Origin of the sequence: Parasphingopyxis marina, from assembly GCF_014237875.1 — a bacterium.
Lineage (GTDB): Bacteria > Pseudomonadota > Alphaproteobacteria > Sphingomonadales > Sphingomonadaceae > Parasphingopyxis > Parasphingopyxis marina.
In genome coordinates this window covers 650,679-668,706 of the sequence record NZ_JACJVJ010000001.1, presented here as the reverse complement: position 1 = coordinate 668,706, position 18,028 = coordinate 650,679, and the positions used below count along the sequence as shown (strand labels likewise).

The following is an 18,028-nucleotide window of genomic DNA, read 5'->3' as shown; positions in this document are numbered from 1 at the left end:
GGGGAGAGGAAATGCGCTACATTAAAACGGGTATTGCAATCGCTGCGGCCAGTGTCTCACACGCTGCAATCGCCCAGGTAGATAATTCAACAGTCGGGACCAATGATACCGAAACGGCGGCCAGTTCGACCGCCGAAACGAATGCCGGAATCACACAGATTCTCGTGACCGCGCAGCGTCGCGAGGAAACGGTTCAGAATTCGTCGCTGTCGATCGATGTCGTCAGCAGCGAAGAGCTGGTCAGTTCCAATCTGGCAGACGCCGAGGGGCTGAGCCGCCTCGTGCCCAACCTGCAGATCGGTACCTTCGCCTATTCGCGCATCTATCTGCGCGGCGTCGGCGACAATACCGTCAACGGTATCGCGCAGAGCGCGGTCGCCTTCAACGTCGACAGCGTGCACATCGCCCGCTCGACCCAGTTCAGCGGCGGCTTTTACGATGTGAACCGCGTCGAAGTGCTCAAGGGGCCGCAGGGCACCCTGTACGGTCGCAACGCGTCGGCCGGCGTTATCAACGTCATCACCAACGAGCCGAATTTCGACACCGAGGGGAGCGTCATGCTCAATCTCGGCAATTACGACCTGATCCATGTCCAGGGCATGGCGAACACGCCGCTCAGCAGCACGCTTGCCGCGCGCGTGGCGTTCAACGTCATCGATCGCGACGGCTATCTGGACGACGGCTATAACGACGCCAGCCAGCAATCGGGGCGCCTCCGGCTGCTCTGGGAGCCGAACAATTCGATCAGCCTCGGCCTGCGCGGCGAATATACGCATACCGGCGGCATGGGCCAGGGCCCGGTTCTCTTTCCGGTGCCCCCGGGCGCCGATCCGTGGATGGCATCCTCGGGCGACCTGTTCCGTCAATATCAGATCGTCACCAACGCCCCGCGCGTTCCCGACGACGGCTTTGTCGACAACAGCTATGCCGGGATTTCGGCAGAGCTGAATGCCGATCTCGGCTTTGCCGAACTTACCATCATCCCGGCCTATCGCTGGCAGGATTTCGAATTCTTTGCCTCGCCCGCCGGGACGCTCAATTTTTACGAGCAGGACGATGTCGAGCAGAAGACGCTTGAGGTTCGCCTGGCGCGCAACACCGAGCGGCTGAATCTCGTCGTTGGCGGCTATTATTTCGACGAAGAGACCGACTTCGACGCGCAGATCGACGCCCCGGCAACGGCGGGCGGCATGGTCGGCCCTTCGACGCTGATCACCAGCTATATCGGCACGACCGAAGCCATCGCCTTTTTCGCCGACGGCCGTATCTCGCTGACCGATAATCTGCGGGTGCTCGCAGGCGTGCGCTATACGGACGAAGAGCGGGGCCTTTTCGGCGTCAGGACGACCTATTCGTCGGTTCCCAACGCACCGCCCTGTCCCCCGTCCATCGGCACGATCGATCCTTCCCTGCCCTTCTGCGTTCGCGGCAGCCCCGACAATTCGGTGCAGAATGATGCATGGACCTGGCGTGCGGGCGTGGAATTCGATCTCAGCCCGGATTCGATGTTCTATTTCACCGTCGATCGCGGCTTCAAGTCGGGCGGTATCTTCTCGGGCGGCGCTCCGGGCAACGATTACGACCCGGAATTCCTGACCTCCTACAATGGCGGCATCCGGAACCAGTTCTTCAACCACACGCTGCAGCTCAACATCGAAGCCTTTTACTGGGATTATACCGATTACCAGTTCAGCTTCGTCAATGTCGACACACGCGGCATTCCGGCGTTCGTCACGCGCAATGCGGGTTCCGCCCGGCTCTACGGTGCCAGCGCCGACATTGTGTGGCAACCGGCGCAGAGCGACACGTTCCGCGCGAACATCGAATATCTGAATACCAAGTTCACGGACTTCACCTATTCGACGCCGTTCCCGGTCGACGCGAACCGGGAATGCGCCTCGCTGGGCATCGTCGATTTCGTGACGAACCCCACGGGCGCGACTTCGCCGCTCTTCGGGCATGATTGTTCGGGCCTGCCGCTGCCGCGCGCTCCGCACTGGACGATCAGCGCCGGCTGGACGCATGAATTCGAACTGGCCAATGGCGGCATGATCGTCGCCGACATCGATGGCCAGTTCAGCTCGTCCTACATGCTCGACTTCACGACCGTCGATTTCATGGAGCAGGGTTCCTATGCGCTGTTGAACGCGCAGGTCGCCTATCATTCGCCGGACGATAATTACGAGATCGCCTTGTGGATGCGCAACATGACCAACGAAGCGGTTTACAACGACGCCCGGCGGTTCGGTTCCACCAACTTCTCCGGAGCCGATATCCGGCCGCCGCGTACGTTCGGCATCCGCGGCCAGTTCCGCTTCTAGCGGAACCGCCGCACAGATCGGGGCCAGCTCCTGCGCGGGCGGCCCCGTCGGGATCGACGAGCGGGCGGGCCGAAGGCCCGCCCGCGACCCGCCCCAAGGAGTGGGCCCCATGGCTGAAGCGAAAGACGCCGCAAGACCGGAAGCGATCGACGCCCGGATTTACTACGCCGAACCGGGGCTGCCGCGATATCGCCGCTTCGTCGCCACCGGCGCCGAGGTCAACACCTTCGGCTTCACCGAACATGCCGTGCAGATCCGAAACGGCCGTCCGCATCGCGACCGGCTGCACCTGGACGCCGCCGGCTTCGAATTGCTCGACCATAAGAGCAAGATCGCAAATTTTCTCGACCAGGACGAAGTCGGCGCGGCCTATCCGGCCGAAGCGATTGCCCTGGTAAAAGACGTCACCGGGGCCAGCACCGTGGCGATAACCAACTGGAACCTCCGATCGACCGACGAGAACGAGGTCCGGGATTTCAAGGCGCGGGGCCGGCGCGACCGGACGGGGCGGATGCAACCGCCCGGCCTGCAGGTTCATATCGACCATTATCCCGATGTCGCCGAACGGCTCGCCCGCCAGCTCTATGAAGAGCAGGTGCCGGGCGGACCCGGCTACCGCCGGGCCATCAGCATGAGCCTTTGGCGGACCTTTTCCGATCCTCCCCAGGATCGCCCGCTCGCGGTCTGCGAATCGCCCAGCGTCGCGCCGGAAGAGGGCCTGCGCAACACGCTGGTGTTCGTCGACGACGTCCCGGACGAAGCCGCACGCAACGCGCCGATCGAAGGCGAGGAGACGATGCAGGCCGCGACGCTTTTCGCCTATAGTCCGCAACATCGCTGGTGGTTCTTTCCGGACATGACCCGCGACGAGGCGTTGCTGTTCAAATTCCACGATTCGGATCATTCGGGCGCGTGGCGCGTCCCCCATACCGCCTTTGTCGATCGCTCCGTCGCCCGCCCCGTGACGAGGAAGAGCATAGAATTGCGCTGCACGGCCTATTTCGAACGATAGCGTGACGGACCATCCCGCCACCCAATCCGTCGACGAGATCCTCAACCGCGCCGAGCTCGGCGGATTTCGCAGACTGCTCTACGCCGCCGGCGCGCTGCTCATGGCGATGGAAGGCTATGATGCCTTTGTCGTTTCGAATCTGGCTCCCTTCATCATCGGGTCGTTCGACGAGCCGATCGCCGCGATGGCCTTTGTGTTCATGGCGCAAAGCACCGGCATGGCGGTGGGGTTCTACACCATACCGCTATTGGCCGACATCAAGGGACGGCGCGGGATCATCCTGATCGGCGCGGCGGCCTTCGCGATCCTGACGCTGCTATCGACGCTGCCGGGGAGCCTGACCCAGTTCGCGGTGATCCGCTTCCTGACCTTCGTCGCCTTTGGCGGGACGATGCCGAACATCGTCGCGCTGGTGGCCGAATATATGCCCGAGGAGAGACGCGGCAAACTGCTGCTCTGGCTGTTCATAGCGCAGGGACTGGGCGCCTCCGCCGCGGGGCTTATCGGCCCGAGCTTCGTCGCCTGGCACAGCTGGCAGCTCGCCTTCTGGTTCGGCGGCGGGGCGCTGCTGCTGGCAATCCCGTTCCTCTATGTCTATCTGCCCGAATCCTGCCGATACCTGCTCGTCAATCGGCCGGACGACCCGCGTATCGGGCAACTGCTTGGCCGCATCGATCCCGATTTCGTGCCGCGGCCCGGGACACGCTTTGTCACGAGCGAGAAGCCTGTATCGGGATCGTCGCTGACCGCGCTTTTCCGCGATGGCCGGGCGCCGCTCACCCTCCTCCTGTGGCTGGCGAGCGCGATGCTGCTCTGCTCGGTCCAGACGCTGACGGCCTGGCTGCCCAGCTTCCTGCACGTGCTCGCCGGAATCGAGGCCGCGACCGCGACGCGAATGATGAGCCTTTCGGCGATCGGCGCGATACTGGGCCCGCTCCTCCTCACCTTCCTGATATCGCGAATGGACATGGCCAGGGCGCTGACGATCACACTCGTCCTGTCCTTCCTCGCCATGTCTTCGCTGGTGGTCGTCGAACGGTTCCACGCCCTGGGCTGGATCGCCGGCATCTGTTTCGGCCTGCTCGTCGTGGGGTCGGTCGCGGGCCTGAACGCGTTCGTCGCGTCCAGCTATCCGACCGCGATGCGATCGACCGGGATCGGCCTGGCCGGGGGCCTGGGACGGATCACGTCGATCGTCGGCCCCGGCTTCGCGGGCGCGATGCTGGCGGCGCAATGGAGCCCGGCCGTCATCTACGCTTCGGTGGCCGCGCCGCTGCTGATCGCCGGCCTGGCGACCGGCTTCATCGCGATATTCGGGCTGGCGCCGCGCCCCGAGGAAGATAGCGGCGCTCCGCCAGCGCGATAGAATCGACGGCAGACGCGGCGGCAGGGAAGCGATCGGCAAACCGGACGACGCCGAGCCGTGCGAAGGACGGATGCGCCGGGCGCAATCGTCTATGATTTAAAGGTTATTTGAAACAAAAATTCTGCTTTGCGGAAGATTGTTAGCTGTACCTCAAGAGCCCTTTGGTCATTAAATTGTTAATTTAGAGTTGCTTATGCCGTAACGGGCGATAGCGGACCGCCGCACGAATAAGCCTTGATTTCAATAAACATATAATTCTTTACACGGCTAAACCCGTCTTGTACGGATGCGCAAGCTGCCAAGAATGGCGGCAGGTCCGATCCCGCATGAAGCGACGAAAAAGTCGTGCGCGGCGAAGGGAGGGGTTATGGCGATTCTCGGCCGCAATCTGCACGGTGACGTCCTGGCACGCTCACACGGCACAACCGCCACCCGGCGCGACCAGCGCCCGGGCGATAGCCGGATTCCAGCTACAATCTCCGCTCCCCCCTCCTGGCTCGAAGACTGCCAATGACAGCGAAGGCGACTGCAATCGGAAAATAACCCCAGGGGAGACTGCAATGAACAGGACCGAAACCGGACGACGCATAGACACACGAGCTTATCGCATTCTGGCGACCTCCGCGGCGATGGCGATCGCCGCGACGCTCGCATCGCCGGCATGGGGGCAACAGACCTCCGGCCAAACCTCGTCCGACAGCGGGGCGCCGCAAACCCAGTCCAATCAGGCAATCATCGTCACCGGCACGCGCATCCAGCGGAACGGCTTCGAGGAGCAGGTACCCAATACCGTGATCTCCGCTCAGCAGATCGAGAATCTGGGCCGGGTCAATGTCGGCGAAGTGCTGAACTCCATTCCCCAGAACGCCGCGTTCCAGTCGGACACCAATGCCGGCCCGGGCGTGGGCAGCCGCGCCAGCTCCAATATCGGCGCCAATTATGCCAATCTGCGCGGCCTCAATCCTTATTATGGCACACGCACGCTGACCCTGGTCGATTCCCGGCGCTTCGTGCCGACCTCGGACAGCGGCGCGGTCGATGTGAACCTCATTCCCTCGGCGCTGATTTCCAGGGTCGAGACAGTGACCGGCGGCGCATCCGCGGCCTATGGCTCGGACGCGATCGCAGGCGTGGTCAATATCATCCTCGATCGCGAGTTCGACGGCGTCCGGGGCCAGCTGGATTTCGGCATCACCGATCGCGGCGACGGCGAATCCTATCACGGCGCGATCGCAGCCGGGACGGACTTTGCCGGCGGGCGCGGCCATGTCGTCGTCAGCGGCGAATATCAGCGCAACGAGGGCGTGGACGGTTGCGGGCTGGAGCGCGCCTGGTGCGCGGAAAGCTGGGACGTGTTCTCCAACAACCGGGTCGTCGTCAACGGCGTCCTGTCCGGCTACAATATTCCCGGCTCGCCGACCTATGGCCAGCCCAACTTCATATTGGGCCGCGATTCCAAGCTCGCCTATTATCACCAGAATGGCGTGATCAGGGACCGCGCCCCGGCTTCGGACGCCGCCCGCAACATGCGGTTCAACGATGCCGGCACGATGCTGATCCCGTTCGATCCCGGCCTCTATTCCCAGGTCACGGCGCTCGGACCGCGCTCGGGCGGTGACGGCCCGTCGCTCTACAACCGGGCGGCACTGCAAACGCCGATCGAGCGCTTCGCCGTGTTCGGCGCCGCGCGCTACGATCTGAGCGATTCGATCCGGGCAACGCTGGAAGCCTCTTATGGCGAGCGCGAAGCGGTGGCGCTTTCCATTGCGGCGGGCCCGGCTTCGACTTTCCCCTTCTATCCCGACAATGTGTTCCTCACCCCGGAAGTGCAGGCCCTGGTGGGCGCCAACCCCTTCTCGCTTGCCGAGGACATGGACGACGAGATCACCAGCCTCAACACGGCGAACGCCTCGACCTTCCGGATCCTGGCCGGGCTCAATGGCGATCTCGGCCTCGGTAACTGGACCTGGGACGTCTATTATCAATATGGCCGGAACACGCGGCACCAGTCGCTGACCCATAACCGCGTCAACAGCTTCTTCCTGTTCGCCACCGATGCGGTGGCGGACCCGGTAACGGGCGATCCGGTCTGCCGCGCGGTGCTGCTCGGCAATCCCGATGCGGAAGGCTGCGTTCCCCTCAACATCTTCGGCACGGGCAACATGTCGCCCGAAGCGATCGAATATGCCTATCGCACCGCGATGGAGGATTTTCGCTACGAACAGCATGTCGTCGCGGCGACCTTCCAGGGCGAGCTGTTCGACGGGATCGGCGCGGGGCCGTGGGCGGCGGCATTCGGCGCCGAATATCGCGCCGACACCGGCGATGTGACGCATGGCAACCTGCCCTATTATGACGATTTCGCCGGCAGCTTCGGCCTCGACTATTCGGGCGAGCTGAGCGTCATCGAGGGCTTTGGCGAAATCAACATGCCGATATTCGAAAATTCCGAATTCGGCGAGCTGTTCGAGCTCAACGCCGCCGTCCGCTATACGAGTACGGAGAGCACGGACGGTGCGACGGGGGATTCCCGAACGGTCGGCACGACGAGCTGGAAGCTGGGCGCCATTTTCGATGCCAATGACTGGCTCCGCTTTCGGGCCACGCGGTCCCGGGACATCCGCGCCGCGGGTTTCCGTGAACTCTTCCAGCAGCAGATCCCAACCGATCCGGCGACGACGCGCGGCCGCGTGATGAACCCCTATGACGGCGGCGCGTTCGATTCGACGCCGATCCTGTCGGGCGGCAATTTCGCGCTGACGCCGGAAACGGCCGACACCACGACGATAGGCATCGTCGTCTCTCCGGCATCCAACCTGCGCTTCTCGGTCGACTGGTACGAGATCGAGATCAACGACGCCGTCACCACGCCGGCCGGCCAGCAGATTGTCGACACCTGCTTCAACTTCAACGTCTTCTGCGACCGGATAACCTTCAATCCCGCGGTACCGAACAACACCGACATCTCGTTCGTCGATGCCCGGCAGATCAACGTCGGATCCTTCACCACCCGCGGCTTCGACATCGAGCTCGATTACACGCTCGAAATCGGAGAGGCCCGGCTCAACTACCGGTTGCTGGGCACCTATCTCTACGACATGATCATCCAGGCCGCGCAGGGCACCGCGCCGGTCGATTTCGCCGGACAAAGCGGGCCTGCCGCGCCGCTCGGCGACTTCAACCCGTCGCCGAAATGGATCCTCAACGGCACGGTCACCTACGATCACGGGCCGTTCACCGGCACGCTGCAAGGGCGCTATATCGGCCCGGGCGCCCTCAACAAGACCTTCATCGGCCCCGAGGACCCCGGTTACGATCCTACTCTGCCGAATTCGATCAATCGCAACCGGGTGGATTCGCGTTTCTACCTGACGCTCGGGCTGAACTATCAGCTTGATTTCAACAGCGGCGTGGAGGTCGATCTCTTCGGCATCGTCGACAATCTGCTCGACACCGATCCGCCGATTGCACCGGGCTCCACGGGCAGCGTGGTCCAGTCGAGCTATCCGACCAATCCGGCCTTTTTCGATACGCTCGGGCGGCGGTACCGGATGGGCGTCCGCGTAAGATACTGATCGCAAACCGTCACGACGATCGTCATTCGCTGCCCGGCCTGACGGGCCAAAAGAGGAGAGATTCGATGCCGAAGAACAAAGGCCATTTCACGACGCTGCGGGGGCTCGCCGGCGGCTTGCTGGCCAGCATAGCGCTTTCCACCGCGGCTCCCGCTGCTGCGCAGGACACCGCCGAACCGCTGGGTCTGACCCAACCGTTGCGCATCTCCGGCCTGATCCAGGCGGTGGAACTGGGGCCGGTCTATGTGGCGCTGCGCAATTACTATCCGGGCGATCTGGAGGTGCAATATGGCGGCATCCCCCTGCTCTTCCCTGAACATTGGGGCGGCCCGATCCGGCCGACGGATGTCGCGGGCCATGCCGAAACCCAGGCCCTGCGCAATTCGGTTTCCCATCCCAATCTGCGGATCATTTTCACGGTGGCGCAGGGCCATTACCGGATTCTCGCCCGGCGCTCCTCGGGCATTGCCAGTCTCGAAGATCTGCGCGGCAAACGGATCGCGACAATGTATCCGACGTCGGCGGGCTTCTACCTCCACAATGTGCTCGCGATGACGGGGATTAGCGAGGACGAGGTGACGATCCTTTCGCAGCTCCGCCAGGTGGGAATCTCCGATCCGATCATCAATGGCGATGCCGACGCCTTCACGATCTGGGAACCTGAAATGGAAATCGCCACCCGGGCGCTCGGCGACGATGCGATCGTCTTCGATGCGGATCCGGGGATGTGGGAAAACTACAATCTCAACACCACGGCGGAAAATCTCGCCGACCCCGAAAAACGCGCGCAGATCGTCGAGTTCATCGCCGCCATGATCCTGGCGACCGACGAGGTCCGCCGGGATCCGAGCCTGGCGATCACGCGGGCTTCGGAAATGAACGGCTATGACCGGGAGCTTATCGAGGCCTCCTACGGCCATCACAGCTTCCCCGGCCAGGTCGCGGACGGCTTGCTCGATACGCTCACGGCCGAGGAAGCGTGGCTCGCCCCGCAGACCGGACGGGAGCCGCGCAGCCGCGAGGAACTCGCCACGCTGATCGACACCAGTGTCGTCGAAGAGGCCCGCGCGCTTCTTCGCGAGCGCGGGCAATTGCCCGACTGGGTGGAATAGAAGCGACAGGAAAAACGGCCGGTCGTCGCGCATCCGGGCGACGACCGGCTTTATCGTCTGGAGAATATCATAATGAAAGTTGGCGTATCATCCCTGGCGGCCGTCTTCGCCCTGCTCGGCGCGGCTGGCGCGCATGCCGAGCCCGGCATGCCGCAGGACGGCGCCGGAGAAGCGCGGCCGCCGATCCTGATCGAGCGGCAGGGTTCCTTTGCCGCGGGCGGGTCGGCGATCGGGGAAGCGGGACGCACCACCCTGTGCGATCACGGATTCGTCGAATTTCAGATCCCCCCCGAGCCCCGCGAGGTCGGCCTCTTTTTGTGGCACAGCTCGAGCACCGCTGCCTGGCAGAACCGCTGGGACGGGGGCGAGGGCTTTCAGAGCATATTCCTGCGCCGCGGATTCCCGGTCTATCTGTGGGACGGCCCCCGTGTGGGCCGCGCGAACATGCCCTGCGAGGCCGTGCAAACGGCGCCGCGCGAAGGGCAGGACCAGATCAACTTTTTCGCCTGGCGTTTCGGGCCGAGCTATCCCGACTGGTATCCCGGCGTGCAATTCCCGACCGAAGACGCCGAGGCCTGGGATCAGGCGATGCGCGCGCGCTATGAGGAATTCGACACGGTCGACAATGCGCGCCTGCAAGCCCATGCCGCCGCGGAAGCGCTGGAGCGCACCGGTCCGGTCGTTCTCGTCACCAATTCCGCCGCCGGGCTGCGCGCGCTGCTCACGGCCATCGAAAGCGATCAGGTCAGCGCGATCGTCGCCTATGAAAATGTCGGCTATGTCTTCCCCGACGACGAAGACACCGGCGAGGCGCCCGGCCCCTATGGCCCGGTCTATGTCCCGCGCGAACAGTTCGAGCGGCTTGCCGAGATTCCGCTGATCTTCGTCTGGGGCGACAATCTCTCGCAACCCAGGGGGCCGCAGGCCGCGCTGCCGGTCAACCGGCGCTTCGTGGAGCTGATCAACAGCATCGGCGGCCAGGCGGAAATTCTCGAGCTTGCCGAGGCCGGGCTCCACGGCAACACGCATCTGCCCTTCGCCGATCTCAACAATGTCGAGGTCGCCGACCTGCTGATGCGCTTCCTCGAACGCCACCATCTCGACGGCCGCGCGGAGACGCGAAGCGGCGAGTAATGAGCGCCCTTCAGGGGAAGCATCGAGAAACCGGCCATTTTTCCGGCGGACGCCGGGGCCAAACGCTGCCGATGGTGCCCTTGCGGCGGAAGGCCGTCGCAAGGGCACCGCGGGGGGCAAGGCGTTAGCTCAAAATCCGATCCGCAAGGTCGCGCGCGCGCCATAGGCGAAACGCCCCTGCTGCTCCTCGGCATTAACCTCGCCGCCGAGCGAAAAGCCGCCATTGCCGCCGACAAGACGCAGCGCGCCGATCCAGCCATCGGTGCGTTGCTCGGGAATGAGGGTGAAATCCTCACCGCCTTCGAAACGGGCGGTGGTGCTGGCGATCGTTCCGCCCAGGATCTGGCGGCGGCCGCCGTCGGCCTCGACGAGGAACCAATCCGACCGCCGATCCTCGTCGCCGAACTGGAGCCCCACGGCGAGCCGTGCCGTCGCCGCGAGTTCGTCGCTCGTGCGGCTGTCGACCGTGAGGTTGAATGCCTCTCCGCCGCCGGTTTCGGCATATCCGCCTTCGCGCAAGCGGTAATAGTCGAGCGATACCCCCGGACGCAGCCGCAACCGGCCCGATCCGAACTCATAGCTTACGCCGCCCGACGCCGAATAGAGACGGCCATTCCAGCTTCCGCTTGCCGTCCGTTCGATGGCCTCGCCATCGGCCGAACCTGTAAAGCGCCGGGTGCCGTCGAACTCGATATGCGCGGCGGAAGCGCGGGCATTGGCCCGCCATCCGCCCCATTGGCCGCGCAGGAAAAGCGCCGCCTCGAAATGGTCGGAGTCCACGCCGTTCGCCGTACCCTCGTCGTCGATCTTGCCGAGCATATAGGATAGCGAGCCACCGATCGCGGCGTGGGGCCCAAGCATGAATTCGGCGCCCGTGTTCACGCCCCAGCCGCTCACGTCATAGGCGGCGGTATCGCCATAATCCGAGGACGTGCCCCAGGCGACCTGCTGGACCCAATAGCCCCAGCCGCCCATGTCGGCGAACGGTGCCGACGGATCGTCGAGATAGCGCGCCGTCGCCCGCGAGGCCTGGCTTGCCGATTCGAAGGTGCCGCCGGCATGATCCGGCAGCATCTGCCGAAGCGATTGGCGAAATGCATCCCCGTCCGTAATGGCAAGGAAGGCGGCGGCGACTTCGGCATCATTGTCGAGCGCATCGAACACGGCGTCGAAGGCGCGCGCCTGGGAACCGTTGAGTTCCAGTGCTTCTACCGATTTGCGCGCGATGCTGACGCTGACCTCGCCATTGGCCTGGTCGACCAGAATTTCGCCATCGAAGAGAAACGGCAAATCCGGCGTCTCGCCGGCCAGCGCATCGCCGCCGACCAGCGTCCCGGCGCGAACGACGACGAAATCGCCCTCCGAAGCGCCTGCGCCCGTCAACCGGATGGCCAGTACCGAATCGTCGGCGAACTGGGCGGTGCCGGCAACATCGTACAGCGTGTTGCTATCGTTCGCCGTATCGATCGTCGCGGCGATCGTGCCGCCCGAGCCGACGGTGAGCGAGTTGAGCGCCACCGCGCCTGTGTTGGTGACGTCGAGTGTGCCGCCCTGCACCGACACATCCAGCGTCCCGGCATGGCTGATCGCCCCGCGAAAGACCGCGTCCCCCGCCAGGGTCAGCCCATTGGCACCCGAACCGAAGGCGATATTGCCGGTAAAGCGCGATTTTCCCGCAACCGACACCATATCGTCGCCGGCGCCCAGATCGGCATTGCCGGTGTAGAGGGACTCTCCCGAGAGCGTCAGCGCGTCATTGCCGGCGCCCATGGTCGTATTCCCGGCAACCGTGCCGCCCGCTATTTCGAAACGGTCGGCACCGCCGCCAAAGCGAACATCGCCTTCGATCAGCCGGGCGCGCCCGTTTTCCTCCCGCGCGGACTGGCGAACGAGGGCGCCTCCGGCATTGGCGCTCAGGTCGATCGCAACGCTATCGCCAGAGGTGCTGCCCCGCGCGACGATGCTTCCGTCGTTCAGCACCCTGTCCAGCGTTCCCGAACGGTCCTGGATGGCATAGGCATCGGCCTTGCCGTTGGCCCCTGCTTCGATCGTTCCCGAATTGGAAATTTCGGAGAGGCTGGCGCCCTGTTCGATCGCGATGGCGCGAACCGCTTCGCCCGCTACGCCGCCACCGGAGGCCGCGATGCGCCCCGAATTGGCGATATCACCGGTTGTGACGCCAGCGCCGAGTTGCAAGGCGGTCGCTTCGGCGCCGAGCGCGATGGCGCGCACCGTGCCGCTGATGCCCAGGCCGCCGGCTATCGATACGTCGCCGCCAAGGCCGCCGATTACCAATCCTTGCGCCGCGACATCTTCATAGGTGCCCAGGCCCGCAACGCCGCCGCGAATGACGAGCCCGCGCCCCGATCCGCCCGCTACCGCGCCGATCGCGATATCGTCGGTCTCCGAACCGATCAGGACCCCGGGCGCTGCGCCATAGGAAACGATATCGGCCGTCTTTTCGCCGATATCGGGCAGTCCGTCCCCGTCATTATCCTCATCGTCCTCGGTATCGGCATCCACCGGCGGTCGGCGGTCGATCAGTATCCCGCCGCCGACATTGCCGGCGATCCGCACGGCCGGTCCGCCCTGGAGGAGATCGTCCTCGTCCAGATCGTCGGTATCCTTGGGCGGAGAAATATAGCGATAGCCGGTAGCGACAATGCTGTTTTGGATCAGCAGCCGACCGCCGACATCCCCGGCGACGTCGAGCGCGATGGCGTTTTCGCCCTGCACGGCGATGCCTCCGGCGGCGGTGATATTGCCTGTGACATCCGCCGTCCGGATCCCCTGGCTGTCGTCGCCCACCACCGTGATGGTTCCGGTGTGCGAGAGCGAACCATCGAGCAGGCCGTCTAGCGCGATGCCTGCGGATCGATTGCCTTCGATGCCGATGGTACCGCTATTGGCCACCGTGCCGTGCAATGTCGCGGTCTCTGCGAGGCGGATGCCGAACCGGTTCTCGCCCTCGGCGAAGGGGCCGTCGTCGTCGCCGTCGTCATCCTCGTCCTCGACTTCATAATCCTCGTTGATCGTGATCTTGCCGCGGTTGGAGACGGTACCGGTCCGGTTGCCGGTGATCACGATGCCGGTGGCGTTGTTCGCGTCCTCGATCACCACCGCACCCTGGACGACGACATCGTTGTTGCTGTCGAGCGTGATGGCGTTGCCGCCATTGGGCGTAAGTTTGCCATTTGTGCCGATCCGGATGTCGTCGGGCGCTCCCTCGTCCACCGTCGAAGTTCGCACCGGGGTCGTTACCGTCGTGTCGATCACGGTTTCGGCATGGACGGGGGCGGCAAGGATGGCGACCGGAGTCAGGCAGGTGCAACAAAGCAATTTACGCATGGACAAGTTTCCTTCTCATGATGGAGACCGCTGAGCGGGCTCCCCTGTCGAAAAGGAAGACGGTGCCGAAGGATCGCACCCGCAGCGCTATTGGGAAAAAATTCCGCGGATCAGAAGCGCGTATCGAAACCCAGTCTGAGCGTACGCGGCCGGAGGGGCGTATCCTGCCGGTCGCGGCCCAGCGTGAAAGGCGTGCCGAGCGCGAAACGGTTGCCGACCGCGTCGAAAATATTGGTCGCCGACAAAGAAACGCCGCTCCGTTCGTTGCCGATCCGCACGTGTAGGTCGGCTTCGGCGAAATCGCCTTGGGGTTCGCCGAGCATTGGCCCGATACCGAGCCGGGATTCGCCCACATAGCGGCCGAGAGCGGAAAGGTTCAGCCGCAGGTCGCCGCCGAGCGCGCTTTCATAACGGACTCCGGCGACCGCACCGATATCGGCAACGTTGGGAAGCGGGGCCGAGCGCGATAGCAGGAGCGCGGGAAGCGGATTGGTGACCTCGCTATCGTTCACGAACAGCCCGAAATCGAGTGTGAGCGCTGGGCTCGGTTGCCAGCTCGCCTGGACGTCGAGCGTGTAGATGCGACCATCCCCGATATTGGCCGTGGTCGGAAACCCCGTCCCGTCGACAATGTCGGCCTGGATGTCCTTCCACCGGGTATGGGCGAGAGTCGCGGCGATCGCGAACGGGCTGCCGCCAAATTCGCCATAGCGCCAGCCGGCCTCGATGGTCGAAACGCGGTCATTCTCGAAACGCTGGACGAACTCGTCGCGTACCGCGAGCCCGCCGGGTCGGAAACCCTGCTGGAACCGCACGAAAAGGCGATGACGGGGCGCGAGTTCGAGCAACGCCGACGCCGACGGCAAAAACGTCGTTTCGCTGCGGTCGGCCGAAGCGTCGCGGGTGGCAAAAGCCACCGGGATGTCGAGGCCCAGTCCGCGCAGCCGGGCGTGCGTGACGCGAGCCCCCGCCGTTAGCAGAAGCCCGTCCAGCGGCTGGGCCGAAGCCTCGGCGAACAGCGTGAATTCGTCGATGCTGTTCTCGACCCCGGTGGCGGACATGGGATCGCCGGGCGGACCGAAGAGCCGGGTGACACGCACCTGGTTGTGCGCGAGCCCCATCCCGGCGAGCCAGCCGAAGCCGTCGCCCCGATCTTGCGAGATGCGGTTCTCGGTCGATACCAGCAACGCCTCGCTCGCCTGGTCGAACGCCAGGGGTTCGTCGTCGCTCGGCGAAGCGTCGAACCGCTCGTCCAGCGTCTGGCGGACGATGCCGGTGGAAGAGACGAAGCGAATATCGCCCCACTCGCCGCTGACGGCCAAATCGGCCATCGCAAAGTCGTTCGAATAGCCCTGGGCGAAGGGACTGTCCCGAGTCAGCGGCGGTGCGTTGCGGTCGGCATATTGGCTGTCATGCGCGTCGATCGACTGAACGGCGCCCCCGACATCTATCGTGACGGTATCGCTGGCGGCGAAGCGTATGCTGGCCCGTCCGCCATAGGTCTCGACATCGTTGATGTCTTCGAGACCGCGCTGCCGGTCGTCGATATAGCCGCCGTCGAGGCCGCCATAGCCGACGAGGCGGATCGCCATTTCGTCGCGAACGAGCGGGATATTGAGCATGGCCCCGAAATCGCCACCGAAATCGCCATGCTGGGTCCAGGACCCGCCCATCGCCGCGGTGCCTTCGAAATCGCCGAGGCGCGGAGGATTGCGGACGATCCGGATGATCCCGCCAAGCGACCCCGCCCCGTGGAGCGTGCCTTGCGGTCCGGCGAGGATTTCGACGCGCTCGATATCGTAGAGCCTGAGATCGGGATCGGGCATATTATAGTTGAGCCGCGTGTCACCGAGATATTGGCCGACGGTCGCCTGGGTAGGCCCGAGAAAACTGGAATCCGCGATGCCGCGAATGAATAGTTTGTTTCGTCCCGAGCCGGCATGGGTCGAACTGACGGCGGCGAGCTGATCGACGATCGCGTCGGTTCCGACGCCACCCGCGCCGAAGCCGAAACGGTCCCCGTCCAGAACCGTCACGTCGCCCGCATAATCGCCAAGCTCGACATTGCGTTTGCTGGCGGTGACGATGATCGGGACCGGCGGGGCCAGGACCGGCGGCGGCGTTACCGGAACCGCGGGAGCAGCTGGCCTGGCAGGGTGGGCGGGAACGATGCGCCATGCCGTGGCGCCGACGCGAATTGCCCGTGCGTTCGTCCCTTCCAAGAGCCGGACGAGGGCCTCCTCCGCCGTCATCCGCCCGCGTACCCTGCGCGTATCGAGGCCGGCCAGGCGACGATCGCCGAGCCCGATGCTGAGATCGGCCTGGCGCGAAAGTATGCGGATCGCGAAGCCGAGATCCCCGGCAGGGACGTCGATCATCCGGTCGGTGGCCATCGCTTGCCCCGGGTGCAGCGACAGCAGGGCGACGCCCAGAAAAGCGGCGAGCCTGTTCACGCTAGCCTCGCGTCAATATCCAGCCGGCCCCCTGGCGCCGGGCTTCGGTTCCCGTCAGCCTGCCCACGACCGGCAAAAGGCGGGCGGGCGGTTGGTCGAGCCGGATGACGCCGCTGAAGGACGAGGCGGCGACCGACGGGGCGGCCCGCACCTCGATACCCAGGTTGCGCGAGAGATCGTCAGCCACCGCGGAGAGCGGGGCATCGGCATAGACCAGTCGTCCCTCGCGCCAGCTCGCGACATCGGCGACATCGACGCGCCGCCGGCGCACCACGCCTTCGGTGATTTCCACGCCGTCACCGGCTTCCAGCCGCAACGCGGCCGCGTCGGGCGCAACCACCACCGCGCCTTCTGAGACCGCGACCGTCAGATTCTCGCCGTTTACCGTCACGTTGAAGGCCGTGCCCATATCGACAAGCTCGGTGCCGGCGGCTTCCACGCGGAAGGGCCGGGCGGCATCATGTTCGACCGAAAACAGCGCCTCGCCCTGTTCGAGCCGGGCAAAACGCGCGTCCGGCGCATAGGCGAGCCGCGTGCCGCCATTCATGAGGATGGTGCTGCCATCGGCCAGTTCCACGGTTCGCCGCACACCGGATTCGGTCATCGCTATCTGGAGTTCCGGCCCCGGTTCGGGGCCGACGAGCCAGAAGCCGCCAAAGGCCGCAAACGCCGCCGCCGCCATGCCCCAGCCGAGAACCGAGCGGCGCGCGATCGGGCGCACCGCCGCCGGCTCGGCAAGCGGACGCTGGCGGTCTCCATCCGCCACCAGACCGGCAGCGTCTTCATCGAGCAGGGAAAGACGATCGTATATGTCCGCGTGCCGAGGGTCCGCCTCGAGCCACAGGGTGAACCCGTCCCACTCCGAAAATGCGGGGTCCCGCATCCGGATGATCCACGTGATCGCATCGCTTTCGGCCTGGTCAAATCCTTCGGGCATAGTCTTCCTTCATGACCAAGACGGAATCGTCACTCAATATCCGCATCGAGATCCCTCCTGAATGCGATCATCGCGCGATAGGCCTTTTGCAGATGCTTCTCGACCGCGCTGAGGCTCAGGCCCATTTCCGCCGCGATCTGCCGCTGGCCGATGCCATCCAGCCGGTGGCGGCGGAATATCGCCGCGGTGCGCTCTCCAAGGGCGTCGAGGGCGTCGCGCGCCGCCTCGAGCGTCTGCCGCGAAGCGATCCTTCGTTCGGCCGACGGCGCGTCGGACGCCCCGTGCTCCTCATCCTGGCTCAGCCGTGTCCATTCGCGCTCGCGCTCCTGACGGCGCCCGGAAGAGCGTAGCCGATCGAGCATCAGATTGTTCGCCGCGCGGAACAGATAGGATCGCGGATCGGCAATCGGCCCCGATGCGGCCCGGTCGATCCGAATCCACAATTCCTGCAGCAGGTCCTCCGCGCCCGCGCCCGCGCCGCGCGCACGCAAAAAACGCAGCAAGGCGTCGCGTTCGGCGAGATAGACGGCTTCAAGGCCCTGTTTCATTTCCGTATCGCGGAACCAACCAAATATCATCGAGGAAATGGACTGGCGACCCGGCCCAAGAACCGAGGAGACCGCCCCTTCGCATTACTTGATCGCTATGGGAACCCGAAAATACACGGCTACTAACCCCCATGACGATCAAGAGAAAAGCCGGTCGAGTTACTGATGGCCATCGCCGACAGACAATCGGCCTGACGGCCGCGCGCTCCGCCTTGTCCGTAT

10 protein-coding genes are annotated in these 18,028 nt (G+C 64.6%); 6 read left to right on the top strand and 4 right to left on the bottom strand.

What is annotated here, in order from left to right:
- Positions 1–11 precede the first annotated feature (11 nt).
- From H6P80_RS03365 to H6P80_RS03340, 6 genes are all read left to right on the top strand, one after another.
- Positions 12–2,321, top strand: coding sequence for a TonB-dependent receptor (locus H6P80_RS03365; protein WP_221892866.1), 2,310 nt, complete (start codon positions 12–14; stop codon positions 2,319–2,321).
- A 109-nt stretch (positions 2,322–2,430) separates the two neighbouring features.
- On the top strand, positions 2,431–3,333 hold the full coding sequence (locus H6P80_RS03360; RefSeq protein WP_185799919.1) for a CmcJ/NvfI family oxidoreductase: 903 nt from the start codon (positions 2,431–2,433) through the stop codon (positions 3,331–3,333).
- A gap of 1 nt (position 3,334) precedes the next feature.
- Positions 3,335–4,699, top strand: coding sequence for an MFS transporter (locus tag H6P80_RS03355; protein WP_185799918.1), 1,365 nt, complete (start codon positions 3,335–3,337; stop codon positions 4,697–4,699).
- A 560-nt stretch (positions 4,700–5,259) separates the two neighbouring features.
- A complete protein-coding gene (locus tag H6P80_RS03350; protein WP_185799917.1) occupies positions 5,260–8,274 on the top strand; it encodes a TonB-dependent receptor domain-containing protein in 3,015 nt (1,004 codons plus the stop codon).
- 65 nt (positions 8,275–8,339) lie between these two features.
- Positions 8,340–9,386, top strand: a complete 1,047-nt coding sequence (locus H6P80_RS03345; protein WP_185799916.1) for an ABC transporter substrate-binding protein — start codon at positions 8,340–8,342, stop codon at positions 9,384–9,386.
- A gap of 72 nt (positions 9,387–9,458) precedes the next feature.
- Positions 9,459–10,520 carry an alpha/beta hydrolase gene (locus tag H6P80_RS03340; protein ID WP_185799915.1) on the top strand — a complete coding sequence of 354 codons (1,062 nt, stop codon included), beginning with the start codon at positions 9,459–9,461 and terminating at the stop codon, positions 10,518–10,520.
- Between the two features lie 129 nt (positions 10,521–10,649).
- Here the strand turns inward: H6P80_RS03340 and H6P80_RS03335 are convergent, their stop codons facing one another.
- The 4 genes from H6P80_RS03335 to H6P80_RS03320 all read right to left on the bottom strand — a co-directional run bounded on the left by H6P80_RS03335 (position 10,650) and on the right by H6P80_RS03320 (position 17,806).
- On the bottom strand, positions 10,650–13,868 hold the full coding sequence (locus tag H6P80_RS03335) for an autotransporter outer membrane beta-barrel domain-containing protein (RefSeq protein ID WP_185799914.1): 3,219 nt from the start codon (positions 13,866–13,868) through the stop codon (positions 10,650–10,652).
- A gap of 110 nt (positions 13,869–13,978) precedes the next feature.
- Entirely contained in the window at positions 13,979–16,321 is a 2,343-nt protein-coding gene (locus H6P80_RS03330) for a TonB-dependent receptor (RefSeq protein ID WP_328804926.1), read from the bottom strand.
- A 1-nt stretch (position 16,322) separates the two neighbouring features.
- Positions 16,323–17,258 carry a FecR family protein gene (locus H6P80_RS03325; RefSeq protein ID WP_185799913.1) on the bottom strand — a complete coding sequence of 312 codons (936 nt, stop codon included), beginning with the start codon at positions 17,256–17,258 and terminating at the stop codon, positions 16,323–16,325.
- Between the two features lie 29 nt (positions 17,259–17,287).
- Positions 17,288–17,806 carry an RNA polymerase sigma factor gene (locus tag H6P80_RS03320; protein WP_185799912.1) on the bottom strand — a complete coding sequence of 173 codons (519 nt, stop codon included), beginning with the start codon at positions 17,804–17,806 and terminating at the stop codon, positions 17,288–17,290.
- Between the last annotated feature and the right edge of the window lie 222 nt (positions 17,807–18,028).

What these genes read in the sequence shown, in the direction of transcription:
- H6P80_RS03345 (WP_185799916.1), top strand. Translation starts at nt 8,340, where the DNA reads ATGCCGAAGAACAAAGGCCATTTCACGACGCTGCGGGGGCTCGCCGGC.
- H6P80_RS03360 (WP_185799919.1), top strand. Translation starts at nt 2,431, where the DNA reads ATGGCTGAAGCGAAAGACGCCGCAAGACCGGAAGCGATCGACGCCCGG.
- H6P80_RS03340 (WP_185799915.1), top strand. Translation starts at nt 9,459, where the DNA reads ATGAAAGTTGGCGTATCATCCCTGGCGGCCGTCTTCGCCCTGCTCGGC.
- H6P80_RS03325 (WP_185799913.1), bottom strand. Translation starts at nt 17,258, where the DNA reads ATGCCCGAAGGATTTGACCAGGCCGAAAGCGATGCGATCACGTGGATC.
- H6P80_RS03350 (WP_185799917.1), top strand. Translation starts at nt 5,260, where the DNA reads ATGAACAGGACCGAAACCGGACGACGCATAGACACACGAGCTTATCGC.
- H6P80_RS03365 (WP_221892866.1), top strand. Translation starts at nt 12, where the DNA reads ATGCGCTACATTAAAACGGGTATTGCAATCGCTGCGGCCAGTGTCTCA.
- H6P80_RS03335 (WP_185799914.1), bottom strand. Translation starts at nt 13,868, where the DNA reads ATGCGTAAATTGCTTTGTTGCACCTGCCTGACTCCGGTCGCCATCCTT.
- H6P80_RS03320 (WP_185799912.1), bottom strand. Translation starts at nt 17,806, where the DNA reads ATGAAACAGGGCCTTGAAGCCGTCTATCTCGCCGAACGCGACGCCTTG.